A 26,782-nucleotide genomic window follows, 5' to 3' on the forward strand; every position below is an offset into this window, starting at 1 on the left:
ATGCTAATTGTGGGATACTATAAAAAAAGTAAGTAATGACAAAAATAAAAGAAACTTCAACAAACTTTGCAAATAAGCAGGCTTTAGCCAATGAATGTTTGGAGGTTTATGCTTCTAACATAATTGGCGGTCAGTGGTCGCTGGCGATCTGCTGCTATCTAATTAACGGAAAACACCGATTTGGAGAATTGAAAAAATGTTTACCAAACATTACCGAGCGTATGCTGACCTTACAACTACGTAAGTTGGAGGAAAATAAAATTGTGAAACGAACGGTATACGCTGAAGTCCCTCCGCGCGTTGAATATGAATTAACTTCAATCGGAAATGAATTGAAACTTATTATTGAAGAACTTGGAAAGTGGGGTGAAAAACATAAAGCTGAGGCAATACAGGACTGAATATTTTAGATACAGTATAATGTGGGGTTTTATCTAGGGAAAAGTTGTTGGTAATTTGTTGTAAATTCTCAATGGTAGAAATGCAATTGGAGCAGTTTTACAATTATCGTATAATATCTTTAACATCCAGTACATGGTATCTATCCGAATGGTGCTATTGAAATCCAGTAATAACAAAAAAGCTTCACATTTCTGTGAAGCTTTTGGTGATCCCGCTGGGATTCGAACCCAGGACCCATACATTAAAAGTGTATTGCTCTACCAGCTGAGCTACGGAATCCTTTCTTTTTTGAAGAAATTTCGTTTTTGAAAGTGATGCAAAGGTAGAAAAAAAGACGATATGTGCCAACTTTTAAGTTAAATATTCTTAAATTATTTTGTTACTATTTGGTAATGAAATAATTAAATTTTTATCACCTTATTTTTTAGCATGTATCATCCTTGGATTTTGTTGCATATCATGATGTAATATCACTGTTTTAAACCCCTTTTTTTGTAACATATCGACTGTTTCATCCCCATAATACTGATTAATTTCAAAATATAAGTCACCTTCAGCTGTTAAATGCTTCAGCGCAAAAGAAGCTATAGTCTCATAAAATAATAAAGGAGCAGTTTCTTCCACAAAAAGAGCTAAATGCGGCTCGAATTCTAATACATTTGGATGCATTTCCTCTTTTTCTTTTGGTGTAATATAGGGAGGATTACTGACGATAATATCATATTGCTGGGATTGAAAGATATATTCCCATTCTAGGATATCTGCATTCACAAAATTTATTGGCGCATCTAAACGGAGTGCGTTGCGTCTGGCTGTGGCAATAGCTTCTTTAGAAATATCCAATGCTGAAATATGGGCTTCCGGCAAATGCTTTTTAAGTGAAATCGGTATGCAACCGGATCCGGTTCCAATATCGATAATACGTAACGGTAGCTGATCCCGATGATTGCGGATGATCAGATCAACTAATTCCTCTGTCTCTGACCGCGGAATTAGAACAAAAGGATTGACTTCAAAAACTTCTCCAAAAAAATCAGCTTTTTTTAAGATGTGTTGTATAGGTTTCTGTTTCAGCAGATCTTTTAAAATATTTGAAATCCGACTGCTTTGTTCTTCTGATAATGCCAGCTCTTTGTTCACACTGTACTGCATCTTGGAAAGTCCTAAAACATCTTTAATAACTATATAGAAGATGTTTTTGATTTCTTCTGCGTCATAAAATTTAGCTAGATCTTTTTGGAATAAGCTGTCGTAGGTTTGTAATTTTTCCATTGGTCAAACTTAGATAAATTTGTTTTATTTACAATTATTATTGCCTCAGATATTAAACAATTTATTTGTTGAAGTCATTTTTATTGGAACTTACCTTATTAAACAAGATGAATCTCTCCTCTAGTATTCAGAACTATTGGATAGTCTAAATTTACAATATTGCTCGTATTTTAAGTTATAGTATTGTTTTGATACTTTTGTATATGAATATGCAAGAAAGCTACATGCGTAGATGCCTGGAACTGGCCGTTCTGGGAGCAGGTACTACAAGCCCTAACCCAATGGTGGGTGCTGTTATTGTCTGTGATGACCAAATTATAGGAGAGGGTTTTACATCACCTTACGGTGGAGCTCATGCCGAAGTAAATGCTATTCAGCAGGTATTGGACCATTATGGGGATGAGGCCGCAACTAAATTAAGACAGTCAATTTTTTATGTTAGTCTTGAACCCTGTGCACATTATGGTAAGACACCACCTTGTGCAAATCTTATTGCAAGATACAAGCCTAAAAAAGTATATATAGCATGTTTAGATCCATTCGCCAAAGTGAACGGTAAGGGTGCAGAGATTTTAAAAAATGCAGGAATAGCTATTGAGATCGGACTATTAGAACAGGAGGCTTTGTGGTTAAATCGCAGATTTTTGACACGTGTTCAAAAAAATCGCCCTTATGTTATTCTCAAATGGGCAGAAAGTGCAGACGGGTATCTTGGAAAAGAAGGGGAGCAAGTGTGGATTAGTAATGTGGCGAGTAAGCAGTTGGTTCATAAATGGCGAGCTGAGGAAGATGCAATTTTAGTGGGTGCTAAGACTGCATTGGTTGATAATCCTAGCTTGACCGTACGCGAGTGGAATGGAAAAAATCCGAAACGTATATTGATAGATAAATTACTTTCCGTTCCCGCTGAAGCTGCGATTTTTAACGATGAAGCTGAAACCATTATTTTTAATGCTTTGAAGACGGAATGGTCTGGTCATAATAAGTATATCGAATTGGAAAATTATGATTGGTATCTTCCTCAAAATATTTTGTATCAATTGTATTTAATGGATGTGCAATCTATTATTATTGAGGGTGGAGCAAAGACATTGTCCCTATTTATTGAAGCTAATCTGTGGGATGAGGCTAGGGTTTTTAAAAGTAAACGTACTTTGGATGGCGGGATAAAAGCCCCGCAGGTAAAAGGTGAATTGAAAGAAATTATGAAAATTTCGGATGATCAATTGGAAATTATCGTAAATATATAAACTTTAAATTATTTGATTATCTTTAGGTTATGGCTATTCCTGAAGATCTTTTGCAATTCATATGGAGGTTGCGTCTGTATCACACAGATCAATTAAAAACCGTAAATGGCGAATCCATCCAAGTTTTACATGTAGGTGAACATAATGACAATGCAGGACCAGATTTCTTGTTTTCAAAAACCCGTATCGGAAGTGAGTTGTGGACAGGTAATGTGGAGATTCATGTCAGATCATCAGATTGGTTTCTACATGGACATCAAAAAGATGCAAAATATGCAAATGTAATTTTACATGTTGTGTGGGATCATGATCAAGAAGTGTTTCATGAAGATGGCTCCCTTGTTCCAACACTCAGACTGTCGGATTATGTTTCTGAAGAATTACTGAGACAATATCAGCGTTTAATGGATGGGCAACGTTGGATTCCCTGTGAAAGTCAGATACTTCATTTAGATAGTTTTAAAGTGGAGAGCTGGGTGGAGCGTATGGCAGTAGAAAGAATGGAAGATAAGTCAAGACTGATACTTGAATTACTGCAAAAATTTGATGGAGATTGGGAGAAAATATTTTTTATATGGCTGTTTCGAAGTTTCGGATTTAAAGTAAATGCAGAAGCTTTTCAGGCTTTAGGCGAGCAATTGTCAAATTTATTATTGCTGAAATATAGGACAGATATCAGTAAATTGGAAGCTATGATTTTTGGTCAGGCGGGTTTTTTAAATTCTACTTTTGACGAAGCATATCCTCTACAATTACAAAAGGAATATCTTTATCTTAAAAAAGCCTATTCCTTAAAAGAAACTCATTTTCCACTGCTTTTTTCACGGATGCGACCTCACAATTTTCCCACTATTCGAATAGCTCAATTAGCCAGTTTGTTACAAAATGAAAGTGTTCGTCTACAAGGAATCTTAGCGATTGAAAATTTAAGTGAATTTAGATCGCTACTTAATAATATAAGGGTTACTCATTACTGGAAGACTCATTTTAGTTTTGCGAAGCAATCCTTAGCGACTAGTGATCATAGTTTAAGTGAAATGAGTCAAAATAGCTTGATTATTAATGCATTTATTGCATTAACATTTTCTTATGGGGCTTACTTTAAGCTGGAAGATTTGAAAGAAAAGGCAATGCGATGGCTAGAAGAATTACCAACTGAAAGAAATAATATTATTCAAAAATTTGAAGATATAGGGGTTAATGCGTGGCATGCGGCACATTCACAAGGGTTGTTGCATATAAAAAGGAAGTATTGCGATTCAAAACAATGCTTACGTTGTGGGATTGGCTTAGAATTGCTGAGGCGTTAGTTTACACATCCTTAAGTATTGTTGCAATATCACTATAGCCTTTTGAGGCAGCGAGATCTGATGCTGTTTTGTTGTTGGAGTTCTTCAATTCAATAATAGCTCCATGTTCAAGGAGTAAAACGATAATTTCAATATTTCCTTGTTGTGCTGCTAAATGCAATGGGGTAAGACCTGTTTGCTGTCTGTTGTTAACATTAGCTCCAGCTTCAATAAGTAGCTTTGTAATTGCCGTGTTTTTATTTAGAAGAGCAATGTGAAGCGGGTAGAGATGTTCCTCATTTTGGGTAGGGATATCAGGATTGGCTTTATGTGCAAGTAATAGACGAACAACATCTTCTTTATTAAAATGGGTCGCTAAAGCGAGGGCAGAATAACCATGTGTGGAGACCTCATTAACAACTGAAGGTAACTGTTTAATCATCGCTTGAATATAATTATCCAAGCCGGCAGCCACTGCTTCATGAATATTTAAGCCTTGATTGTGCTGAAGCAGAACGCGGATGATTTGAGGTTTATGAAAATAGCAAGCTAGTAATAAAGGCGAAATGCCGTGACTTGTTTCTTCTAAGATTAAGGCTGGGTTGCTTGTTAAAAGCAAATCTAAATCTCTACTATTTCCAGATTCGATGTATTGTTCTAATATACTTAAACTCATTTTCTAGTATTATACGATCTTAACGGTAACTAAAATAGAAAAAAAATGTGATGAAAATCTGAATTTATGAAAGAATTGTACAGATTATTTTTTATTAATAATCATTGGTTGTGCATGTAGATAACCTTGTTAAGTTTTAATTTATCAGGCTTTTAGGTAATAAATAAGGTGTTTTTAACTATTTTTAGGAATATAGTTGTAACAATTATTCTTTTTTTTTAAAAATCCTTTAAAATATTCACACTTATGGTATATTTGTATACGCCCCTCCCAAGGGTTTGTTTTTCATAGGTAGATGTAGGGTCGAATATTCCTTATTCGACCCTTTTTTATAGCTTTGTTTATTAAAAGGAAATTATGTCTAGAAAAATTGTAGTAGCAATAACAGGAGCAAGTGGTTCCATCTATGCTAAGGTTCTGCTAAATCGACTGATGGAATTAAAAGATCAGATCAGTGAAGTGGGAGTAGTAATGTCAGACAATGCCAAAGTTGTGTGGCAGGAGGAGTTGCAAAATAAAGATTATGAACAATTCCCTTTCCAGTTTTACAGTAAAAATGATTTTTTTGCGCCATTTGCTTCGGGATCTGCACGTTTTGATACGATGATTATCTGTCCTTGTTCAATGGGGACTTTAGCACGTATCGCGCATGGTATCTCTTCTGATTTAACAACAAGGGCAGCTGATGTCATATTGAAAGAACGTAGAAAATTAATTTTAGTAACTAGAGAAACGCCTTTAAGTCATATTCATATTCAAAATATGAAAGTTGTGACTGATGCAGGTGGTATTATTTGCCCGGCATCACCGTCGTTTTATAGTTTACCGAAAACTTTTGATGAATTGGCAGGTACAGTCGTGGATCGGGTGTTGAGTCTGGCTGGTTTTAATTTTAATCATTATCAGTGGGGAACAGAATAGCGATAGCTACGTGAATATTTTCTAAAATTCAATGGAGAATCGATAGTATTTTGTAACTTTGTTTTTTGAAATGAAGCAGTCTAAAGCTACACGTATTAAAAATAATCCTTCCTCTAATTTTCAAAGAGAAAACTCGCTATTTTTATTGAATTCTACTAAGGAAAGAGTATTAGTGTGCTTTAAAACTGCGCGTACTTACTATTCAAATCCAATAAATTTCAACTTCTTAAGCATATGAAAAGCGTATTAATTACTTCTGTCAAAGTGGTTTTGCCGGGAAATGAATTTGATCAACAGGTGGTTGATGTATTCATTGAAAAAGGAAAGATTTCCAAAATTGCAAATTCCATTGAAGTCGCTGATAAAAATATAGAAATATTCGATGGTTCAGGAAATATCCTTTCTATAGGTTTCTTTGACCTAAATGCTAATTTTGGTGAGCCAGGTTTGGAAACCAAAGAAGATATTACTTCTGGATCGGCAGCTGCCGCCGCTGGAGGGTACACTGCTGTTGCTGTGATGCCCAATACGCAACCGGCAATCCAAAGTAGGGCTGAAGTTGCTTTAATTGTCAATATTGCAAAAGGTAATTTGGTAGATATTTTACCGATCGGTGCAGTGAGTAAAAATCGCGAAGGCCATGAAATGGCTGAGTTGTATGATATGAAACAGACTGGTGCCATTGCTTTTAGTGATGGTAATAAAAGTATGCAGCATGCTGGTTTAATGAGCCGTGCATTATTATATGCGCGCGGATTTGGAGGCTTAATCATTGCTCATCCAGAAGATGCTTCAATGGCGGGAGGTAATAAAATGAACGAAGGGGTGATGAGTACTTATTTAGGTATGAAAGGTATTCCTAATCTTGCAGAGTCTTTGATGGTTTCTCGTGACCTTTATCTAGCTGAATATGCCGAGTCACCTATTCACTTTACTACGATAAGTACAGCCGAAGCGGTAGATTTAATAAAAAAGGCAAAAGCAAAAGGAATTCAGGTTACCTGTGATGTTGCCGCACATCAATTGGTTTTTACTGATGATGAAATTGTTGATTTTGATAGTAATTATAAAGTAAGTCCCCCGTTGCGTACCAAATCCGATGCAAAAGCGTTAATAAAAGGATTGAAGGATGGTGTTATTGATGCTGTTGTTTCACAACATACTCCGCATGAAATTGAATTTAAAAATGTTGAATTTCATATCGCAAAAAATGGTATAATTGGTTTACAGACTGTTTTACCTCTTTTAATCAAAGCAGGATTAAACGAACAACAGATAGTTGAAAAATTAGCTGTAAATTCACGACAGGTAGTTGGATTAACTTTACCTGAGATAAAAGAGGGTGAAGTGGCCAATTTGGTGCTATTCAGTATGAATGAAAATTGGATTTTTGATCAAGAATCAAACAGATCCAAATCTAGAAATAGTCCTTTGTTCGGAAAAGAGTTAAAAGGAAAAGTTAAATTAGTGATCAATAATGGTCAAATCATAAAAAATGCTTAATAATGGAAGCGAATATTAAAGCGGCTGTTGCTGCAGGGATCAATACCTACGGTAGAGTAGATAACATCGAAACAAAATCAGAATTTTTAACAAAAGTTGAGCATGTTTTTGATACCGATGGAAAATATATCGATAAATTGGCTTTATTGGATGAAGCTTTTGATGACTATCCACTATTTGATGAGTTAAGAGAAGTATATGTCGATCTGTTATTGATGAACTTTTTTTCTATTGATATTCAAAAATTAGAAGAAGATTATTTGGAGTCTGAAGAATGGGAGAAAATCGAAGATGAAACAATAGATCGCGGTACAGAACTATTGAATATATTTTTATACTTACGTGAATGTAAAGATGATGAGATTGATCCTGATTTAGATGATTACTTGAAGGAGTTTTTATTGGTTGATGAAGATGAGTTTCAAGATGAGCATGAGATTTATGAAGATATCATTGCGAATCAAATTTTAGTAGAAAGTACATATGCAGAAATTGCAAAAACTGCAAAAACAATCAATCCATCAAGTGAGGTTTATGAACTATTTTATGCAATCATAAGTTTCTTCAGTGAGATTAACCCTAAAGATGCGCAGTTTGAAGAGTATGAATCTCACAGTGAAAACAAAGCTTTCGATGCCGCTCTTTATCAAATTATTACTAATTTTTACAAGGGGTAATGGAAGTTGGTGTTGACAAAAATAGTAAGATTACAAGTATCCTATATGGTGTTGGCTTAGGGGTGATTTCATTTATCTTAGGATTATGTTCCATTTATGTAGTAAAGCCATTAGAAGGATCAGCCTTATTGCAATACAGCAATCCATTTTTTAATTTTATTTTATTTTTAGGTGTGACGGTTTTAATAACCTTTGCGCTACGAAAAAAAAGGGGAGGTATCTGGGACTTTAGTAAGGCGTTGAAATGTATTTACATCATGCTTGTAATTAATCATTTAGTCGCTTCAGTAAGTACCTTTACCTATTTAAAATATGTAGAACCAACTCTTCAGGAAGAAAATTTTCATGTAATGATGAATGCTAGGATTGAAAGTATGGAAAGAAGTACAGGTTTTGCCAGTGAAGAAGAAAAGCAAAAAACAATCGATGTAAGCATTGAACAAATGGAGAAAGATAATGAATCGGTTGCAAACATGACTTTGGGCGCTCGTGCAAAAGGTTTTATTATCACCTTACTTCCTTATTTTTTGTTTGCCCTAATGTTAGCTGCTTTGACAAAAAATGGTCAAAAAGCTAGCAGTAATCCTGCTGTTTAAAAGGATAAATTTAAAAAAAAATCATTACGTTAAGGTGTTGTCAGAATGACGATACCTTAACTTGTTTATAAAGCAAATATATTGACAATGATCAACGTACATATGGATATTTCAGTTGTTGTTCCCCTTCTTAATGAAGAAGAATCTTTACCAGAGCTAACCTCATGGATAGACCGTGTGATGGCTAAACACCAGTTTTCTTATGAAATTATTTTAGTTGATGACGGAAGCAGGGATAAATCATGGGCTATAATTGAAGAATTAAAAAAGAGCAATAACAATATTTCAGCAATCAAATTTAGACGTAATTACGGTAAATCTGCTGCTTTAAATGTTGGCTTTGCAGCAGCTCAAGGTGATGTGGTAATTACAATGGATGCCGATTTACAGGATAGTCCTGACGAAATTCCGGAATTGTATGATCGTATAATGAATAAAGGGGCAGATCTAGTTTCTGGATGGAAACAGAAACGCTATGATCCACTTACAAAGACATTACCTACTAAACTGTTCAATGCTGTGACAAGAGGTATGTCGGGAATTAATAATTTGCATGATTTTAATTGTGGATTGAAAGCATACCGTAAAGATGTTGTTAAAAACATTGAAGTGTATGGAGAAATGCATCGTTACATTCCTGTTATAGCGAAATGGGCAGGTTTTACCAATATTCAAGAACAGGTTGTACAACATTATCCAAGGAAATACGGTACAACCAAATTTGGTGCAGGTCGTTTTGTAAAGGGTTTTCTTGATTTATTATCCATATTTTTTGTTGGAAAATTTGCTAAACGTCCTATGCACTTCTTTGGTGTAATGGGTGTAGTGAGTTTTTTAGTAGGTCTTATTATTACTTTATACTTGATCTGTCATAAATTGATGAGTATCGCAGCTGGAACACCATTTAGAGATGTCACAGATCAGCCGATGTTTTTTTTATCACTGACAGCGATTATCATTGGTTCACAATTGTTTCTAACCGGTTTTTTGGCAGAATTGGTTTCGAGAAATAGTACAGATCGTAATAATTATCAGATCGAGAAAGTAATATAATTAATAGAAATGCGCATTGTTATCTTAGGATCTGCATATCCATTAAGAGGAGGGGGAATAGCTTCATTTAATGAACGATTGGCCGAGCATTATCAGCAAATGGGACATGAGGTGGATATTTATTCTTTTTCACTCCAGTACCCAAATTTTTTATTTCCTGGTAAATCGCAATTTTCAGATGAGTCCGCACCAAATGGATTACGAATTTTTTCAAAGGTGAACTCTGTCAATCCTTTTAACTGGATTAAAATAGGACTGGAATTAAAGAAAGCAAATTATGATCTCTTAATCGTGCGCTTCTGGATGCCTTTCTTTGGGCCCTGCCTTGGAACGATTCAAAGAATTGTACGTCAAAACAAACACACAAAAGTAGTATGTATTGCTGATAATATCATTCCACATGAACATCGGATTGGAGACCAAATATTAGCGAAATACTTCTTAAATGCTGTTGATGGTTGTGTTACGATGAGTAGAAGTGTTTTGGACGATTTAAAAGAGATCAATTCTAAGATACCTGCAACTTATACACCACATCCTTTATACGATAACTATGGTCCTAGCATTAGTCTAGAACAAGCTAGAGCAGCGCTTAAGATACCAGTGGAAGACAAAGTTGTCTTGTTTTTTGGTTTTATACGCCAGTATAAAGGATTGGATATGCTTTTGGAAGCGTTAGGAAAAGTAGAACTTAAGGAATTAAATGTAAAATTATTGCTAGCTGGAGAGTTTTATGGAGATGACGATCTTTACCAGTCACTAATTCAAAAGTACGGTTTGCAAGACCGTGTTTATCTCCATACTTCCTTTATTCCGAGTGATGAAGTTGGCAAATATTTCTGTGCGGCCGATGTTGTCGTATTACCCTATAGAACTGCCACACAAAGCGGTATTACCCAAGTAGCCTATCACTTTGATCTTCCTATGATCGTTACTCGAGTAGGCGGACTGCCAGAACTGGTCCACGATGGACTCGTTGGTACCGTTGTCGAACCTAATGTAGCAGAAATTGCAAAAGGAATAGCATCTTTTTATGATCAAAATAAAGGAAGTGTCTTTCGTGAAAATATGAAAGAGGAAAAGAAAAAATATAGCTGGGATATCTTTGGTGAAGAAATAATTCGATTGGCGAAGTAATCTTTAAAATTTAATGTATAAAGCTTTTCATATACAATTATTTAGGGACTGATTGCTAATCATTTCCAGCCAGGTTTAGCAGAAAAATCAGAATTCTATAGGCAATCAATAATGATAAAAGTGCATTGCAACCTGTACAATTCCTGCTCAATTGGAGGTAATTGTATTGCAAATCTGAGCAAATTTATCTAAGTTTGAATATAGGCACAAGCATAAATAAGGGAAAAATTGGTAGCATATACACAAGGAAGTTTAGATAAGATCGAAGAACTTTTTAAGGATCAGGGATATAGGGTGAGGTACGAGAAAGGGACTTTTAAGACAGGAGCGTGTGTGTTACAGAGTTCACTTGTAGTTGTCGTGAATAAGTTTTCTAATTTAGAGATGAAAATTCAGTCTTTGATGGCTATTTTAACGGAAATCGACATCGATCAATCACGCGTTAATGAAAAGCACCTTACTATTTATACACAAATTACTAAACTAAAATCAAAACGTTGATAGTCAAATTTTTAGGAACTGGAACTTCGCAGGGTGTACCTGTTATCGCTTGTCAATGTGCTGTTTGTTTATCAAATAGTCATTTTGATAAACGTCTTCGTTCCTCTATTTTGATTAGTTATGACGATAGAAACATTGTCGTAGATACGGGGCCAGATTTTAGATATCAAATGCTACGCGAGCATGTGATGCATATGGATGCGGTATTAATGACACATTCACATAAAGATCATATCGCAGGTCTTGATGATGTTAGAGCATTTAATTTTAAGCAACAGTCTTCCATAGATATTTATGGTACAGATGTTCTTCATGATGCGTTAAGAAGAGAATTTTATTATGCTTTTTCTGGAGTAAAATACCCTGGGATACCGCGTTTAGAATTAGTGGAAATTGAAGCATTAAAACCATTTCAATTGTTTGGAAAGGAAATTCTTCCTTTGGAAGTGATGCATTATCAAATGCCTGTCTTAGGTTTCAGAATAGACGATTTTGCATATATTACAGATGCAAAGACCGTATCCCATTTAACAAAAGAAAAACTTCAGGGATTGAAAGTTTTAGTTATAAATGCTTTACAAAAAGAAAGCCATGTTTCGCATATGACTTTGGATGAAGCTGTAGCTTTTGCTCAAGAAATAGGAGCTGAACAAACTTATCTAACACATATTGGTCATCGCATGGGGCTGCATAAAGATGTTGTGAAGGAACTTCCTGCAAATATCACTTTAGCTTACGATCAACTTGAGATCAGGTTGTAATTATACACTTCTATACTTTTGAGTAGATCTGTGCAATTTCCAGATCCTCAGGATAAGTTATCTTAATGTTTTTATAATCACCAATCACAATATGAATAGGTATACCTAATCTTTCCACAACGGAAGCATCATCTGTAAAAGTCGCCTCTTCATCCTGTTCATAAGCTGTTTCTAATAAACCTCCTTCAAAAATCTGAGGTGTCTGTACAAGCCAAATATGATTACGATCAATTGCATAGTTGGTATCTGCTGTCGTCATACGAACAGAATCAGTACACGAACGAGCAACGATTACCGCTTTAGAAACCTTCACTTGTTCATAGGCCAGATCAATTGTATTGGTGGCTATTAAAGGTCTCGCCGCGTCATGTACAGCGATAGCAATTTCCTGTAAATTTAGTTGCTTTTTTTTGATAAATGCAATTCCATTTTTGACCGTCTGAAATCTGGTTTCTCCTCCATAAGTAATATCATGAGGAATAGTGAACTTGTATTCTTGACAAAGAGATTTCCAAAAATACTCCATTGCTGGATCAATCGCTATGATGATATGGGGTTGTTTGGTACTTGTATAGAACTTCTCTATCGTATGCATCAAGACTGGTTTCCCGTTCATCAATAGATATTGTTTCGGTAAATCTGACTGCATACGACTACCTTTGCCAGCCGCAACTATTAAAACAAAGCTTTGATCGATCATGAGTTATGATGAATATAAAAGGATTGAAAACAAAAAACGTGGATAAATATACTATTTATCCACGTCTGTATTTTTTAATTGTCGATTAGATAATCAACATGGCATCGCCATAGCTGTAAAATCTGTATTTTTCTTTAACCGCTTGTTCATAAGCATTCATAACGTGTTCGTAACCACCAAAAGCAGCAATCATTACTAATAAAGTAGATTCTGGAGTATGGAAATTCGTAATCATTGAGTTTGCAATACTGAAATCGTATGGCGGATAAATAAATTTACTCGTCCAATCGTTCGCTGGTTTTAAGTGACGATCAGCAGAAACAGCTGATTCGATTGCGCGCATTGAAGTCGTTCCTACGGCACAAACTCTTCTTTTTAAGTCAATAGCTTTATTTACTGTTTTAGCAGCTTCTTCCGTGATGATAAACTGCTCAGAATCCATTTTGTGTTTTGTTAAATCTTCAACTTCAACCGTTCTGAAAGTTCCTAATCCAACATGTAAAGTTACTTCAGCAAAATCAACACCTTTTAGTTCCAAACGTTTCATCAACTCGCGAGAGAAGTGAAGACCTGCAGTTGGTGCTGCAACTGCTCCTTCATTTTTAGCATAAATTGTTTGATAACGAAATTTATCCTCAGGTGTTGCTTTACGAGTAATATATTTTGGAAGTGGAGTTTCACCCAAAATCTCAATATTACGACGAAATTCTTCATCAGTTCCATCAAATAAGAAACGGATTGTACGTCCACGTGAAGTTGTGTTGTCAACAACTTCAGCAACTAATAAATCATCATCTCCAAAGTAAAGTTTATTTCCTACACGGATTTTTCGAGCTGGATCAACCAATACATCCCATAAACGAAGTTCTTTGTTTAATTCACGTAACAAGAAAACTTCGATTGTAGCACCAGTTTTTTCTTTATTGCCATATAGACGCGCCGGAAAAACTTTTGTATTATTTAAAATCATGACATCTTTGTCATCAAAATAATCTAATACATCTTTAAAAATTTTATGCTCAATTTTACCAGTATCACGGTGTAAAACCATTAAGCGTGATTCGTCACGATTTTCAGTTGGTTCAGACGCCAAAAGAGACTCTGGTAAGTTGAATTTAAATTGAGATAACTTCATCTTTAATATTGATATTTTAAATGATTGCCTTTTATATGTATTTAAGTTCCCTATAACAGACTTATTGGAACATAAATAAGCATACAAAGGTAGTCAATTTTTTAGTTAAAAGGGAGTTTCTTTCTGGATTAAATTGATTAATGAATTGATTTTGACATAAAATCAAAACTTAATTGTAATTTAGAACCTGAATATGCTAGCAATAGGTCTCATTAAGGAAAGTGCAAAATTCGCACTATCGGCTCTAAAAGATAACCGTACGCGTACTTTATTGTCCTTATTAGGGGTAACAATAGGTATTTTAACGATTATTGGTGTCTTTTCAGCTGTTGATACATTACGAAATAATATAGAAGATTCTGTTAAGAAGATAGGATCAAATACATTATATGTTCAGAAATGGCCTTGGACTGGAGGGCCCGATTTCCCTTGGTGGAAATATCTCAATAGACCAGAACCTAAATATGAGGATTATTTAATGCTGAAAGAACGCATAACAACGGCAGATAAGATTGCCTATATGATTGATATCGGTAATTCTACGATTAAATATAAAAATAATAATGCCTCTGGGGTGTCTATTTCAGCAGGAACACAGGATCAGTACAGTATTCAGAATTTGAATGTTGAAAAAGGTAGATATTTTGTCGAAAGCGAAACCCGTGCAGGGTCATTAGTGACTGTTTTAGGTGCTGTCATCGCAGAGGGACTTTTCCCAAATAGTGATCCTCTGGGAAAATATGTCAACATGCTGGGACGGAAGGTACAGGTAATTGGTGTATTAAAGAAGGAAGGGGAAGGAGTGCTGATCAATACTTCTCCTGATAATAGTGCATTTATTCCCTTTGAGCTTGCTCGAAATCTAGTTAATTACGATAATTTTTCACCTAGTATTGCTGTTCGAGTGATGTCAAAGTATTCTTTAGCAGAAGCTGAAAGTGAAATTAAAGTTTTAATGCGTTCAATTCACCGCATTTCTCCACAACGAGAGGACGATTTTTCAATTAATCAAACAACCATGATAACTTCCCAACTGGATAAAATGTTTGGCATTGTAAATCTAGCCGGTTTCTGTATTGGAATTTTCTCCATATTGGTAGGCGGATTCGGTATAGCCAATATTATGTTTGTGAGTGTCAAAGAACGTACACATATTATTGGTATTCAAAAGGCTTTAGGAGCTAAAAACTTTTTTATATTGTCTCAATTTTTGATCGAATCAATCGTGCTCTGTCTATTAGGCGGTGCTATTGGCTTATCTATCGTGTTTCTGATCACATTATTGGTTAAAATTGGTACTGGGTTAGCAATTGTCGTGAGTATAAAGATGGTACTCTTGACAGTCTTTATTTCGACGTTAATTGGTTTGATATCAGGTATTGTTCCGGCTTTGATGGCTTCTAGATTAGATCCAGTGGAAGCAATCCGTAGCAAATAAGCTATAAAATAAAATTAAGTTTATTCTTTACCACATGATGTAGCGAGTTTTTGTTTTATTTATCGTAATTTAAGTTCAGCTTAAACTGATTAAATTATTTAAAGATAAATACTATGGGAGACTCGATAAAAAAAGAGGAAATTGCAAATGATCTGTTAGATGCAAACTCGTCTGAAGATAATGTACATCATGTTAATAATCCTGTATTAGACCTTCCTACTATAGAGAAAAAATACCTGGCTAGAGTAAGAGCATGCTCTAAGGATCGGAATACATTTTATTTTACAGATGGTATTGCTAAAGTGGAAATTCGAATAGTTTCTGATGAAATTATTCGCGTTCGTTTGGCTCCTCAAGGATCTTTTTTAGATGACTTTTCTTATGCTGTTATCGATACAGATCAGCACGCAGTATCGTTTTCTGTAGATGAAGATGAAACAAGTTATTACGTCAAAACAAATAAAGTGATCTGCGCTATCCGTAAAGCAGATTTTTTGGTTTCATTTCAAGATTTTTTAGGTAAAGTATTCAATACCGATGATAAACCAATGCATTGGGAGGAAAATCCAGACTTTGGCGGTTATTATGTATATTGCAGTAAAAAGGCACATGAAGATGAAGCTTTCTTCGGCCTGGGAGACAAAGCCACCAATTTAAATCTTCGAGGTAAACGATTTAAAAACTGGAATTCGGATACCTACGGCTATGCTTTTAATCAAGATCCCCTTTATAAAACAATTCCTTTTTATATCGGAGTGACTGGTGGAGAAGCCTACGGTATTTTCTTTGATAATACATTCAGAACATTCTTCGATTTTGCTTCAGAAAATAAACAACGTACAAGCTTCTGGTCCGAAGGCGGTGAGATGCAATATTATTATATTCATGGCCCAAATATGATCGATGTGGTAAAACGTTATCATAGTATCACTGGAACCCATTATATGCCTCCATTATGGGGGATTGGTTACCATCAATGTCGATGGAGTTATTATCCTGAGCAGAATGTAAGAGATATAACAGCAGAATTTAGAAAAAGAGAAATTCCTTGCGATGCTATTTACCTTGATATCGATTATATGGATGGCTATCGCTGTTTCACCTGGGACAAAAAATATTTTCCGGATCCTAAAAAAATGATATCAGATTTGGCCGCCAACGGCTTTAAAACAGTGGTTATGATAGATCCTGGTATTAAGGTTGATGAAAATTATTGGGTGTTCAAGGAAGGACAGCAAAATAGGTATTTCTGTCGTCGAGGTGATGATTATTTTATGGAAGGTTTTGTATGGCCTGGAAGATGTCAGTTTCCCGATTTTACAAATCCAACTGTAAGGGAATGGTGGGGTACTTTATACAAAGGCTTGGTTGATGACGGAGTTGCTGGATTTTGGAACGATATGAATGAACCTGCTGTTTTTGGAAGAGGTACATTTCCGGATGACGTAAGACATAACTATGATGGCTATCGAGGTTCCCACAGGAAAGCGCACAATATATATGGCATGCAGATGGTACGTGCTACATATGATGGTTTAAAAAAGCTATATAAAAATAAAAGACCTTTTACTATCACGAGAGCAGCGTATTCGGGTACACAGCGTTTTTCTTCGGTATGGACCGGAGATAATATTGCAACATGGGAACATCTTCGTATTGGTCTTTTGCAGTTGCAGAGATTATCCGTTTCGGGACTTTCTTTTTGCGGAACCGATATTGGAGGATTTACAGGAGAACCGGATGGAGAATTGTTTACACGTTGGATGCAATTTGGCGTCTTTTCTCCATTCATGCGTGTACATTCCGCAGGTGATACCCGCGACCGTGAACCATGGAGTTTTGGCCCTGAATGGGAAGCAATATGTAAGAAATTTATTGAAATGAGGTATAAATTACTACCTTATATCTATACCATTTTTTGGCAACAACATCGTTATGGAGAACCTATTTTAAGACCGATTTCCTTGGTGGAACAACATATCCCTAAAAATTTAATACGAGAGGAAGAGTTTTGTTTCGGAGATAAAATTTTAGTCTCACCTGTTCTTAATCCTGGACAAAAGAATAAAGTGGTTTATCTTCCAGAAGGAGAATGGTATTATTATTTCAATTTACAGAAATATGTAGGTTTACAGGAACATACTATTGATACTCCCCTAGATGAAATGCCGATTTTTGTAAAAGGAGGAAGTATAATTCCTGAATATCCCGTGATGCAATATACATTTCAGCAAAAAATTGATGCATTGAAATTGAATGTTTATTTCAGTAGAGGTAAGTTTGACTCTTATACCTATGCTGATCATGGCGATACCTTTGCTTATGAACAAAGTGTCTATGCTGAAAAACACTTCCTCTTAGAAGGGACAGATAATAGCTTAGTGATACTGCAACAAGTGGAAGGACTTTACAATGAAAGATTTGATGATTACAAAATTTATCTGATCGGCATTCCATTTGAAGTAAGAACAGTTAAGGCAGATGGTGTTGAACTCAACTTGTTAAAAGATGAATCAGGCAATGATTACATCCAAGTAGAAAAAGATTTCAGAAACTTAATTATAACATAATTTACGATTATTAAACCTAACACCTAATCTGATCATGGGTCAACCAGTAGAAGTATTTTCGTTACTTACAGCATTCGACATATCATTATTTAGAGCTGGAAGACATTACAAATTATATGAGAAATTTGGATCTCATGTTGTTGAGTATAGCGGTCAATCAGGAGTTTATTTTGCCGTATGGGCACCTTATGGAAGTCAAGTTTCCGTCATTGGAAATTTCAATGGCTGGAATCCTTATACACACCTTTTGCATGTGCGTTGGGACGGAAGTGGTATCTGGGAGGGATTTATTCCAAATATTGGAATAGGAGAAGTATATAAATATCATATTAATTCGATGGCAGGAGAGCAATTGGAAAAAGCTGATCCTTTTGCGTTGATTAGTGAGTTACCACCACAAACTGCGTCAATTGTCGGTACAACTTGGTATGAGTGGGAGGACAAAAACTGGATGTCACAAAGAGCTCAGTTTAATAGTTTGGATAAACCTATGTCGGTGTATGAAATGCACTTGGGTTCCTGGCAACGTGATCCTTCAGATCCCGATCGTTTGCTTTCCTATCGCGAAATTGCAGATCGATTAGTTCCCTATATAATAGAAACAGGATTTACACATGTCGAGTTTCTTCCTGTTATGGAACACCCCTTTTATCCATCTTGGGGTTATCAGATTGCGGGTTATTTTGCTGCATCTTCACGCTATGGGGGACCACAAGATTTAATGTATTTGATCGAATCTTTACATAAGCATAATATCGGTGTAATTTTAGATTGGGTACCTTCACATTATCCTGGTGACGCTCATGGATTATATCGTTTCGATGGTAGTTTCCTTTACGAGCACGAAGATATAAGAAAGGGCTTTCATCCAGATTGGAAATCATATATCTTTAATTATGGTCGAAACGAAGTGCGATCATTCCTCATTAGTAATGCGCTCTTTTGGTTGGACCGGTATCATGTGGATGGTTTGCGTGTGGATGCCGTTGCTTCCATGCTTTATCTTGATTATTCGCGTAATGAAGGCGAGTGGGAACCCAATAAATTTGGAGGAAGAGAAAATTTGGAAGCTGTAGAGTTTTTAAAAGAATTTAACGAAGCTGTTTATCATCATTTCCCAGATGTTCATACCATCGCAGAGGAATCAACATCTTGGCCTGGTGTAAGTAAGCCAACATCTGTAGGAGGATTAGGTTTTGGCATGAAATGGATGATGGGTTGGATGCATGATACGTTAGATTATTTCAAAGAAGATCCTATTAATCGCCGATATCATCATCACAAATTGACTTTTGCAACTGTGTATGCATATCATGAAAATTTTATGTTGCCCTTATCTCATGACGAAGTTGTGCATGGAAAAAAATCTCTTTTGTATAAGATGCCGGGTGATGAATGGCAAAAATTCGCAAATTTAAGAGCACTTTATTTGTATATGTTTACATTAACCGGGACGAAACTGTTATTTATGGGTGATGAATTTGCACAAACAGCAGAGTGGAATGAAAACAAATCTTTGGATTGGCACTTACTGGATTATTCGCCACATAAAGGTATGCTTAGATTTGTTACCGCCTTAAATCGTGTGTACAAAAGTCAACCTGCACTTTATCAGAAAGCTTTTGTAGGCGATGGGTTTCAATGGGTAGAACAAGGAGATTATACCAATAGCGTGTACGCGTATTTACGCAAGGGATATGAAGAAAAAGACAACTTATTAGTCATATTAAATCTAACCCCAGTTGTTAGAAAAGAATTTAGGATAGGTATACCAAAAAATGGCGTATGGGAGGAAATTTTGAATTCAGATCAATTAGAATTTAATGGGAGTGGACTGATCGGCGAAGCTTACAATTCAACACATGTTCACTGGATGGGTTTTGAGCAATCGATAACGATAACTTTACCACCTTTAGGAGGTATAATATTAAAACGAAAAGCATAATGAAAGTAATACATTTAAGTGTTGAATGTTTTCCGGTAGCAAAGGTAGGCGGACTGGCAGACGTATTGGGAGCTTTACCTAAATATCAGCGTAAACTTGGTGTTGACGCATCCGTTGTTATGCCTTGGTACAATCGGAAATTTACACAAGAAAATAAGTTTGATCATATTGCTTCCGGAGCTTTCTATCAAGGATCGGAATTATTGCATTATGAAATTTTGAAGGAAGCAGATGATCTACTTGGATTTCCATTATATCTCATTCGCATACCCGGTAAATTAGATCGTGAGGAAGTATACTGTTACCCAGATGAATCTGAGCAATGGCTATCATTTCAACATGCTTTTTTACATTGGTTAAAAGCAGATGGCATACAACCCGATTTGATCAATTGTCATGATCATCATGTTGGATTGGTTCCTTTTTTATTGAAATACAGTTATGAATTTCAACAGTTTTCGCATGTTAAAACACTTTTTACAGTTCACAATGGGCAGTATCAAGGCTGGATGAATTGGAGTAAAGGTATTTTATTGCCAAGTTTCGATACTTGGCGATGGGGATTGCTTGATTGGGATGGTGTAATAAATCCCATGGCAGCAGCGGTTAAATGTTGCGATGCATTTTCTACGGTTTCAGATGGATATCTAAAAGAATTATTTATCGAAGCAAATGATCTACAATCTTTGTTTGCATCCGAATCGCAAAAAGGATACGGCATTGTTAACGGGATCGATACAGATTATTGGAATCCGCAGTTAGATACTTTAATTGATTCGAATTATAATCTTAATACAGTTGAAAAAGGTAAATCACAAAATAAAAAAAGCTTATGTGAACAGTATAAATTAGATCCTTCTTTACCATTAATGTCATTTATAGGCCGATTTGCTATAGAAAAAGGAGCAGATTTATTAGCTGAAATAATTGATCAACTTTTGGGAAATATTAAATCCAAAATGAGTATATTTATTTTAGGCTCAGGAGATCAAGATATTCAGGATGCTTTGCAACAGGTTTTAGAAAAATACCCAAAACAGCTTGCAGTTTATTTTGGGTATAATGAATCACTTGCACATCAAGTATATGCAGCAACAGATCTGTTATTGATGCCCTCAAGAGTGGAGCCTTGTGGATTAAACCAATTATATGCCCTACAGTATGGGACAATTCCAGTCGTAAGAGGTATTGGCGGGCTCAAAGATACAGTTATTGATGTGAAAGATACAGGTGGATACGGTATCGTATTTCCCGAAGCACATGTTGAAGATGCAGTACAGGGTGTGATAAGGACTTTAGAAATAGTTAACCAGGCCGATTTGTTGTCAGAAATTAGACAAAGGGAAATGCATTTGGATTTTTCATGGAATAAGTCAGCTCAAAAATATTTGGATTTGTACACTAAATTATTGAAATAATATGTCACACAAAGTAGTCTCTATTGTTTTGGGGGGTGGACGAGGTACTCGTTTGTATCCCTTGACCGAACAGCGCTCAAAACCAGCTGTACCAATTGCTGGTAAATACCGTTTGGTGGATATTCCGATTTCGAATTGCTTAAATTCCGGATATAATAAAATCTTTGTTCTGACACAGTATAATTCGGCATCTTTAAATAAGCACATTAAAAACGCTTATAATTTCAGTATTTTTAGTAAAGGATTTGTAGATATATTAGCTGCAGATCAAAATAATGAAGGCGATCGGTGGTTCGAAGGAACAGCTGATGCTGTGAGGAGAACACAGAAAAATCTGCTGAATGTCGATTATGACTATGTACTTATTCTTTCAGGTGATCAATTGTATCAAATGGATTATGCTGCATTAGTCGACTTTCATGTTAAAAACAAAGGAGATGTCACCATTGCAACTATTCCTGTCACTGGTAAAGATGCAACAGGATTTGGAATTTTAAAATCGGATGAAAATAATGTTATTACCTCCTTTATAGAAAAGCCTAATAAAGAAGAACTGTTAAACTGGGGGTCCGAAGTATCAGAAGAGATGGATAAGCGCGGTAGACATTATTTAGCTTCTATGGGGATTTATGTTTTTTCAAAAGGAGTATTGGCCTCCTTACTCAAAGAAAATCCAGGTATGGATTTTGGGAAAGAAATCATTCCTGAAAGTATAGATTCCAAAAATGTACTGAGTTATCAATTTGATGGGTACTGGACCGACATTGGTACAATTAGTTCTTTTTTTGAAGCAAATATTGGTTTAACCGATGATATCCCTGATTTTAATTTGTTTAATGAAACAGTTTATACAAGAGCACGGATGTTGCCTCCTTCTAAAATATCAGGAACTACATTAAACAATACAATTGTTGCAGATGGATGTATTCTTAATGGCGATAAAATTCAGCGTTCCATCATTGGTATTCGCTCCCGTATAGGACATGGTACAGTGATTAAAAACACCTATATGATGGGGAGTGATTATTATGAACAACTGGAGGAAGTTTTGGAATTAGGAAGTACGCAGGCACCTCCGCCAGTAGGCGTCGGTGAACGATGTTATATTGAAAATGCAATCCTAGATAAAAACTGTCGTATTGGTAATAATGTTCGTATAAAAGGAGGGAAGCATCTTAAAGATGGAGATTATGAGACCTATGCTGTTTGTGACGGTATCGTGGTCGTAAAGAAAGAAGCGGTTATTGTGAACGGCATTACCATTGGCTGTTAATTGAAATTTTGAAAATTAAGGTAATTTTTTAAATTACCTTAATTAAATCAAATTGGAAGAGATGACTTTGGGTTGGAAAAAAATCATAGGTAATTTAATACTATTATTACTGTTTGGATATAGCTGTATTCTAATGGCAGAAATTATTTGGCAATATCGAAATTTTGAATTAGATACTTCTTTTTTACAGATTAAACAAACTGAAATAACAGAGATCTTCTGGTACAGATTTGTGTTTTATGCCCATGTTACTTTTGCAATTTTAGCGCTTCCAGCTGGATTTACACAATTTAATAGCACCATTTTAAGAACATACCCACGTTTACATAGAGCATTTGGTTATTTATATGCTGGTGCTATTTTAATTGTTGCAGCACCCTCTGGTTTTTTAATCGCAATGCAAGCTAACGGTGGACCAGTTGCTCAGATTGCCTTTACATTACTTGCAATATTTTGGTTTTACGTTACACTTCAAGCTGTTCTAAGAGCAAAAACGGGAGATTTTAAAGCGCATAAAAATTTTATGATCAGAAGTTTTGCATTGACATGTTCGGCATTAACTTTGCGCTATTGGAAACTTGTATTAGTTTATTTCTTTCATCCCTATCCCATGGACCTATACCAATTGGTGGCCTGGTTAGGCTGGATTCCAAATCTACTAATTGCAGAATGGATAATTAACCGTAATAAATAATATGAAAAGACTTTTCTATATTGCACTGGCATTCGTCATGCTAACCTCTTGTAATAGTAAAACAGATAAAAAATCTTCAGACCAATCAGTTTCGGGAGCTATGGTCGAAAATGAGATTCATCCAGAATTATATGGAAATTGGGTAGGCGATTTTACTGTAGATGAAAAAGTTTCGGAAGAAATTCTTGAAAAGCAAGGCGAGTTTCCTGCTGAATTCGATTATAGTCCTAAAATTAATTTGACAATTAAAAGAATTACAGCCGATACAGTCATTGCGCAAAATGTGGTAAAAGGAAATTTAAGACCTTTGGTAGGGAAAATAGAAGAAAATGGAAATTTGATCACCTTTATCTTGGATGAGCCCGGAGATAAAAAATCTGACGGAAGATTTGAGTTCAAATTGAATAAAGATACTTTAGAGGGGGCTTGGACAGCATTTGATCAAAGTGTAAATGTGAAAAAAAGGAATTTCAAATTAATAAAAAAACAGTTCGTTTATAATGCTAATCTCATGTTACCTAATGATGAAAATAGCGAACCATTAATTGATTGGTATGCGTCAAAAAAGGAATCAAAGACGATGGCAGACGGAGATTCAACTTACACCTTTATTAATGATTTATATCGTGCAGCATCGCCTGTTGTATATACGCTCAATGCGTCAAAAACAAAGCTCACAGAAGCCGATTTAAAAAATTTGAAGAAGTTGGATTTAGAGATTATTCGAAATACTATTTTTGCACGTCATGGATATGCTTTTACTAAAATTAATGTGCGTCAATTCTTTGATCCGGTGGATTGGTATGTGCCGGTTTCCAATGATGTAACAAAAGAGCTAACGCAATTGGAACGTGATAATATTGCCCTATTAACACGTTTTGAAAAGTTTGCAACTGATAACTATGATCATTTTGGTCGTTAGGTACAAATTGTATCTGATATACATAATAAGTTTCGCCTAAAATTTACTTAAGTTTGATATCTAAAATTTAATCATTGAGCACTATCCTAATCATCGACGACGAAGAAAAGATTCGTACACTACTTGCTAGAATTATTACCCTAGAAGGCTTTGAGGTATTTCAAGCTTCAGATTTAAAGAAAGGATTGAAACGCTTGGAAGAGCAAGATATTGATGTTGTAATCTGTGATGTTAAATTACCCGACGGAAGTGGTGTAGATAGCACAAAAGTAATAAAAGAGAAGTACCCGTTAATTGAAATTATCTTGTTGACAGCATATGGAAATATTCCGGATGGCGTACAGGCAATTAAAAATGGAGCTTTTGATTACATTACCAAAGGAGACGATAACAATAAGATTATTCCATTAGTAAATAATGCAAGCGAAAAGGTAGCATTGGCAAAAAGAGTTCAAAAACTCGAAAAACAGCTAGGAGACCGCTATTCCTTTGACAAGATTGTCGGAAAATCGAAACCAATATTAAATGCAATTGATTTAGCAAAAAGAGTTGCTGTTACTGATACAACAGTGTTATTAACAGGTGATACAGGAACTGGAAAAGAAGTGTTTGCACAAGCGATACATCAGGCAAGTAACCGTAGTAAGTTTAATTTTGTCGCCATTAATTGTGCTGCTTTTAGTAAAGAACTATTGGAAGGTGAATTATTTGGACATAAGGCCGGTTCTTTTACCGGTGCAATGAAAGATCAAAGAGGACTTTTTGAAGAGGCAAATAAAGGCACTATTTTTCTTGATGAAATCGGCGAAATGCCAGTGGAATTGCAAGCCAAAATTTTAAGGGTATTAGAAACTGGCGAATTTTTAAAAATTGGAGAAACAAAAGTAACACGTGTAGATGTTCGTATTATTGCAGCTACGAATCGTAATTTGGAAGAAGAAATAGCAAATGAACATTTCAGAAGTGACTTATTTTATCGTCTTTCGGTATTCAGTATTTATTTGCCAGCACTGCGTGAACGTAAGCAAGATATTCATTTATTGGCAAATCATTTTACACAAATCTTTTCTTTGCGTGCTAAGAGAAAAGAATTACAAATCTCGCCTGAATATATTACTGCATTGGAAAACCATCAATGGAAAGGAAATATTCGTGAACTTAAAAATTGCATAGAACGTAGTGTGATTTTATCAGATAATGATGTATTGTGTGTTGACACGCTTCCTTTTGCTAGTATAGCCGTTGATTCAGGTGTAAAAATGTTATCTGCCTTCTCCATGGCAAGTGTAGAAAAAGTGCATATTCAAAAAGTACTACACCATACTCAGGGAAACAAAGCAGAGGCTGCTCGTCTTTTGGAAATTGGTATTGCAACACTCTATCGTAAGATTGAAGAGTATAAATTAATATCATGAGCTAGAGGTCTCTGGTCTTACGGAGGCCTTACATATTGTAATCTTCCTCTCGGATGATTGTTTAATAATTACTTTGTTAAGTATATTTCAAACTTGTATTGAACTGATTTTGGAAAGAATAGACTATTCCTCAGAGAACTTAGAAGTTTATAGTTTAAGATAAAAAAATCCAATTGTTGTTATAGGAATGTCAATTGGATCTCGTTAATACCAATTTATCTGTATATCGGCCTTATATTCATTATACGGCCATTTTTATATTACTTTCATTATAATGCCACTATTCTTGGCTCTTTCAGACATGTTGTTCCTTACAACTTTCGAGCAGTGTAATAATTCTCTGTAAAAATTCCTTTTAACCTTATATCACTCTGCATCATACCTCTTAAAATTCCTTCTATTATGATAATGAGCCTATCATTTTGATAGGTTTTTCTGTTTTTAATTATTTGCGTTATTGCCTTAAGTTACTCTTATTGAGTATTTTATTTTCCTGTTATTAGACTTGGAATAAAATTGGCATCCAGCACTTCCAAAATGAATACTCATGTTAAATTCAAAATGGAAAAAAATCAGGCAGTACGACAGGTACTGGAAATCCGGCATAACGTCCGGACTATTGAAAATTGCCTTTGTTGCAATTGTGACTTTTGCGCTTGTAAAATTTGTAGATATTCTCAGCACATAAATTGATAAAGATGATAGCCATAATATTGACACTTGTCGGTGTAATTTGTTTTGCACTGTTTTTTAAATCAATTGACTTTTTTGATCAGATTTAAGGTGAAGCCAAGAAGTAGATAATCTTGATATATAGCAGCTATTATGTACTACTCGAGCAGTCATCAACAAATGAAAAAATAATAGAATGAAAACAAAAATGATAAGTACCCTGGAAGAATGGATACCAGAGTCCAGTAATTGGATTTCAGATAAAGAATTAGGCGATCATACCGTAGCTGATTATATCGTATTAGGGAAATTAGCCGAACAATGCTTAAAAAAGATGAACTCAGGTAATGAATATGAGTATGCAGACGCCGAAGAAATTGCAAAAGTGGTGAATTTGATATATCAGGGAGGAAACCAATATACACGTAATGCGATCGAAAATGAATTTCTGACTAAGCTGTCCATAGAAGAAAGTCCAGCAAGTTTAAAAAAGCATCTGGCCATATTGCCAAAAGAATTGAGGAAGGAATACCTCAAAACGATAATGGAAAATTAAAATTAT

The 26,782-nt window shown here is 35.3% G+C and carries 24 protein-coding genes and 1 tRNA gene; 20 read left to right on the top strand and 5 right to left on the bottom strand.

Features of this window, described 5'->3' with window-relative positions:
* Positions 1–35: 35 nt before the first annotated feature.
* Complete coding sequence (locus tag HCX49_RS22210; protein WP_021191443.1) at positions 36–401, top strand: winged helix-turn-helix transcriptional regulator; 366 nt, start codon at positions 36–38, stop codon at positions 399–401.
* 204 nt (positions 402–605) lie between these two features.
* Here HCX49_RS22210 and HCX49_RS22215 read toward each other — a convergent pair.
* Both HCX49_RS22215 and prmC read right to left on the bottom strand, forming a co-directional pair.
* Positions 606–681: transfer RNA gene (locus tag HCX49_RS22215), tRNA-Lys, on the bottom strand.
* A gap of 138 nt (positions 682–819) precedes the next feature.
* The gene (gene prmC, locus HCX49_RS22220; protein ID WP_021188142.1) at positions 820–1,674 is read right to left on the bottom strand and encodes a peptide chain release factor N(5)-glutamine methyltransferase; all 855 of its coding nucleotides are present in this window, start codon (positions 1,672–1,674) and stop codon (positions 820–822) included.
* Positions 1,675–1,877: 203 nt separating this feature from the next.
* Between prmC and ribD the strand changes: the two genes are divergently transcribed.
* Positions 1,878–2,924 carry a bifunctional diaminohydroxyphosphoribosylaminopyrimidine deaminase/5-amino-6-(5-phosphoribosylamino)uracil reductase RibD gene (gene ribD / locus HCX49_RS22225; protein WP_168128183.1) on the top strand — a complete coding sequence of 349 codons (1,047 nt, stop codon included), beginning with the start codon at positions 1,878–1,880 and terminating at the stop codon, positions 2,922–2,924.
* Between the two features lie 29 nt (positions 2,925–2,953).
* On the top strand, positions 2,954–4,234 hold the full coding sequence (locus HCX49_RS22230) for a DUF2851 family protein (protein WP_168128184.1): 1,281 nt from the start codon (positions 2,954–2,956) through the stop codon (positions 4,232–4,234).
* 1 nt (position 4,235) lies between these two features.
* On the opposite strand, the gene HCX49_RS22235 is transcribed toward HCX49_RS22230, so the two are convergent.
* On the bottom strand, positions 4,236–4,889 hold the full coding sequence (locus tag HCX49_RS22235; protein ID WP_168128185.1) for an ankyrin repeat domain-containing protein: 654 nt from the start codon (positions 4,887–4,889) through the stop codon (positions 4,236–4,238).
* Between the two features lie 357 nt (positions 4,890–5,246).
* Here HCX49_RS22235 and HCX49_RS22240 point away from each other — a divergent pair, with 357 nt between their 5' ends.
* From HCX49_RS22240 to HCX49_RS22275, 8 genes are all read left to right on the top strand, one after another.
* Positions 5,247–5,810: a UbiX family flavin prenyltransferase gene (locus tag HCX49_RS22240; RefSeq protein WP_132771829.1), complete on the top strand. Its 564-nt coding sequence runs from the start codon at positions 5,247–5,249 to the stop codon at positions 5,808–5,810.
* A 234-nt stretch (positions 5,811–6,044) separates the two neighbouring features.
* The gene (locus HCX49_RS22245; RefSeq protein ID WP_168128186.1) at positions 6,045–7,313 is read left to right on the top strand and encodes a dihydroorotase; all 1,269 of its coding nucleotides are present in this window, start codon (positions 6,045–6,047) and stop codon (positions 7,311–7,313) included.
* A gap of 2 nt (positions 7,314–7,315) precedes the next feature.
* Positions 7,316–7,990, top strand: a complete 675-nt coding sequence (locus tag HCX49_RS22250) for a hypothetical protein (protein ID WP_021188139.1) — start codon at positions 7,316–7,318, stop codon at positions 7,988–7,990.
* Entirely contained in the window at positions 7,990–8,586 is a 597-nt protein-coding gene (locus HCX49_RS22255; protein ID WP_168128187.1) for a DUF4199 domain-containing protein, read from the top strand. The genes HCX49_RS22250 and HCX49_RS22255 overlap by 1 nt, the downstream gene beginning before the upstream one ends.
* Positions 8,587–8,688: 102 nt before the next feature.
* Positions 8,689–9,639 (top strand): glycosyltransferase family 2 protein, encoded by a 951-nt coding sequence (locus HCX49_RS22260; protein ID WP_168128203.1) that lies wholly within the window; start codon positions 8,689–8,691, stop codon positions 9,637–9,639.
* A 9-nt stretch (positions 9,640–9,648) separates the two neighbouring features.
* On the top strand, positions 9,649–10,776 hold the full coding sequence (locus HCX49_RS22265) for a glycosyltransferase (protein ID WP_168128188.1): 1,128 nt from the start codon (positions 9,649–9,651) through the stop codon (positions 10,774–10,776).
* A 228-nt stretch (positions 10,777–11,004) separates the two neighbouring features.
* Positions 11,005–11,277, top strand: a complete 273-nt coding sequence (locus HCX49_RS22270; protein ID WP_021188135.1) for a hypothetical protein — start codon at positions 11,005–11,007, stop codon at positions 11,275–11,277.
* Positions 11,274–12,038, top strand: coding sequence for an MBL fold metallo-hydrolase (locus HCX49_RS22275; RefSeq protein WP_168128189.1), 765 nt, complete (start codon positions 11,274–11,276; stop codon positions 12,036–12,038). Before HCX49_RS22270 ends, HCX49_RS22275 begins: the two co-directional genes overlap by 4 nt.
* 10 nt (positions 12,039–12,048) lie before the next feature.
* Here the strand turns inward: HCX49_RS22275 and HCX49_RS22280 are convergent, their stop codons facing one another.
* Both HCX49_RS22280 and queA read right to left on the bottom strand, forming a co-directional pair.
* Positions 12,049–12,738 (bottom strand): 2-C-methyl-D-erythritol 4-phosphate cytidylyltransferase, encoded by a 690-nt coding sequence (locus tag HCX49_RS22280; protein ID WP_168128190.1) that lies wholly within the window; start codon positions 12,736–12,738, stop codon positions 12,049–12,051.
* A gap of 85 nt (positions 12,739–12,823) precedes the next feature.
* The gene (gene queA / locus HCX49_RS22285) at positions 12,824–13,873 is read right to left on the bottom strand and encodes a tRNA preQ1(34) S-adenosylmethionine ribosyltransferase-isomerase QueA (protein ID WP_045752934.1); all 1,050 of its coding nucleotides are present in this window, start codon (positions 13,871–13,873) and stop codon (positions 12,824–12,826) included.
* A 193-nt stretch (positions 13,874–14,066) separates the two neighbouring features.
* Here queA and HCX49_RS22290 point away from each other — a divergent pair, with 193 nt between their 5' ends.
* The 9 genes from HCX49_RS22290 to HCX49_RS22330 all read left to right on the top strand — a co-directional run bounded on the left by HCX49_RS22290 (position 14,067) and on the right by HCX49_RS22330 (position 26,776).
* Positions 14,067–15,311 carry an ABC transporter permease gene (locus HCX49_RS22290; RefSeq protein WP_132771824.1) on the top strand — a complete coding sequence of 415 codons (1,245 nt, stop codon included), beginning with the start codon at positions 14,067–14,069 and terminating at the stop codon, positions 15,309–15,311.
* 113 nt (positions 15,312–15,424) lie between these two features.
* Complete coding sequence (locus HCX49_RS22295; protein WP_168128191.1) at positions 15,425–17,881, top strand: glycoside hydrolase family 31 protein; 2,457 nt, start codon at positions 15,425–15,427, stop codon at positions 17,879–17,881.
* A 34-nt stretch (positions 17,882–17,915) separates the two neighbouring features.
* Positions 17,916–19,826, top strand: a complete 1,911-nt coding sequence (gene glgB, locus HCX49_RS22300) for a 1,4-alpha-glucan branching protein GlgB (protein ID WP_132771822.1) — start codon at positions 17,916–17,918, stop codon at positions 19,824–19,826.
* Positions 19,826–21,244, top strand: coding sequence for a glycogen synthase (locus tag HCX49_RS22305; protein ID WP_132771821.1), 1,419 nt, complete (start codon positions 19,826–19,828; stop codon positions 21,242–21,244). The genes glgB and HCX49_RS22305 overlap by 1 nt, the downstream gene beginning before the upstream one ends.
* Before the next feature lies 1 nt (position 21,245).
* On the top strand, positions 21,246–22,517 hold the full coding sequence (locus HCX49_RS22310; protein ID WP_021188128.1) for a glucose-1-phosphate adenylyltransferase: 1,272 nt from the start codon (positions 21,246–21,248) through the stop codon (positions 22,515–22,517).
* A 133-nt stretch (positions 22,518–22,650) separates the two neighbouring features.
* Positions 22,651–23,211 (top strand): DUF2306 domain-containing protein, encoded by a 561-nt coding sequence (locus HCX49_RS22315; protein WP_237682874.1) that lies wholly within the window; start codon positions 22,651–22,653, stop codon positions 23,209–23,211.
* A 1-nt stretch (position 23,212) separates the two neighbouring features.
* Entirely contained in the window at positions 23,213–24,133 is a 921-nt protein-coding gene (locus HCX49_RS22320) for a YARHG domain-containing protein (RefSeq protein ID WP_021191543.1), read from the top strand.
* 74 nt (positions 24,134–24,207) lie between these two features.
* Positions 24,208–25,548: a sigma-54-dependent transcriptional regulator gene (locus HCX49_RS22325; RefSeq protein ID WP_132771820.1), complete on the top strand. Its 1,341-nt coding sequence runs from the start codon at positions 24,208–24,210 to the stop codon at positions 25,546–25,548.
* A gap of 868 nt (positions 25,549–26,416) precedes the next feature.
* Complete coding sequence (locus tag HCX49_RS22330; RefSeq protein WP_132771819.1) at positions 26,417–26,776, top strand: hypothetical protein; 360 nt, start codon at positions 26,417–26,419, stop codon at positions 26,774–26,776.
* Positions 26,777–26,782 lie beyond the last annotated feature (6 nt).

The sequence above is a fragment of the Sphingobacterium sp. B16(2022) genome, from assembly GCF_012030425.1.
In the GTDB taxonomy this organism is placed as follows: domain Bacteria; phylum Bacteroidota; class Bacteroidia; order Sphingobacteriales; family Sphingobacteriaceae; genus Sphingobacterium; species Sphingobacterium anhuiense.

What these genes read in the sequence shown, in the direction of transcription:
- HCX49_RS22305 (WP_132771821.1), top strand. Translation starts at nt 19,826, where the DNA reads ATGAAAGTAATACATTTAAGTGTTGAATGTTTTCCGGTAGCAAAGGTA.
- HCX49_RS22260 (WP_168128203.1), top strand. Translation starts at nt 8,689, where the DNA reads ATGGATATTTCAGTTGTTGTTCCCCTTCTTAATGAAGAAGAATCTTTA.
- HCX49_RS22315 (WP_237682874.1), top strand. Translation starts at nt 22,651, where the DNA reads ATGGCAGAAATTATTTGGCAATATCGAAATTTTGAATTAGATACTTCT.
- queA (WP_045752934.1), bottom strand. Translation starts at nt 13,873, where the DNA reads ATGAAGTTATCTCAATTTAAATTCAACTTACCAGAGTCTCTTTTGGCG.
- HCX49_RS22310 (WP_021188128.1), top strand. Translation starts at nt 21,246, where the DNA reads ATGTCACACAAAGTAGTCTCTATTGTTTTGGGGGGTGGACGAGGTACT.
- HCX49_RS22255 (WP_168128187.1), top strand. Translation starts at nt 7,990, where the DNA reads ATGGAAGTTGGTGTTGACAAAAATAGTAAGATTACAAGTATCCTATAT.
- ribD (WP_168128183.1), top strand. Translation starts at nt 1,878, where the DNA reads ATGAATATGCAAGAAAGCTACATGCGTAGATGCCTGGAACTGGCCGTT.
- HCX49_RS22235 (WP_168128185.1), bottom strand. Translation starts at nt 4,889, where the DNA reads ATGAGTTTAAGTATATTAGAACAATACATCGAATCTGGAAATAGTAGA.
- HCX49_RS22290 (WP_132771824.1), top strand. Translation starts at nt 14,067, where the DNA reads ATGCTAGCAATAGGTCTCATTAAGGAAAGTGCAAAATTCGCACTATCG.
- HCX49_RS22265 (WP_168128188.1), top strand. Translation starts at nt 9,649, where the DNA reads ATGCGCATTGTTATCTTAGGATCTGCATATCCATTAAGAGGAGGGGGA.
- HCX49_RS22250 (WP_021188139.1), top strand. Translation starts at nt 7,316, where the DNA reads ATGGAAGCGAATATTAAAGCGGCTGTTGCTGCAGGGATCAATACCTAC.
- HCX49_RS22280 (WP_168128190.1), bottom strand. Translation starts at nt 12,738, where the DNA reads ATGATCGATCAAAGCTTTGTTTTAATAGTTGCGGCTGGCAAAGGTAGT.
- HCX49_RS22240 (WP_132771829.1), top strand. Translation starts at nt 5,247, where the DNA reads ATGTCTAGAAAAATTGTAGTAGCAATAACAGGAGCAAGTGGTTCCATC.
- HCX49_RS22295 (WP_168128191.1), top strand. Translation starts at nt 15,425, where the DNA reads ATGGGAGACTCGATAAAAAAAGAGGAAATTGCAAATGATCTGTTAGAT.
- glgB (WP_132771822.1), top strand. Translation starts at nt 17,916, where the DNA reads ATGGGTCAACCAGTAGAAGTATTTTCGTTACTTACAGCATTCGACATA.
- HCX49_RS22230 (WP_168128184.1), top strand. Translation starts at nt 2,954, where the DNA reads ATGGCTATTCCTGAAGATCTTTTGCAATTCATATGGAGGTTGCGTCTG.
- HCX49_RS22330 (WP_132771819.1), top strand. Translation starts at nt 26,417, where the DNA reads ATGAAAACAAAAATGATAAGTACCCTGGAAGAATGGATACCAGAGTCC.
- HCX49_RS22320 (WP_021191543.1), top strand. Translation starts at nt 23,213, where the DNA reads ATGAAAAGACTTTTCTATATTGCACTGGCATTCGTCATGCTAACCTCT.
- HCX49_RS22245 (WP_168128186.1), top strand. Translation starts at nt 6,045, where the DNA reads ATGAAAAGCGTATTAATTACTTCTGTCAAAGTGGTTTTGCCGGGAAAT.
- prmC (WP_021188142.1), bottom strand. Translation starts at nt 1,674, where the DNA reads ATGGAAAAATTACAAACCTACGACAGCTTATTCCAAAAAGATCTAGCT.
- HCX49_RS22210 (WP_021191443.1), top strand. Translation starts at nt 36, where the DNA reads ATGACAAAAATAAAAGAAACTTCAACAAACTTTGCAAATAAGCAGGCT.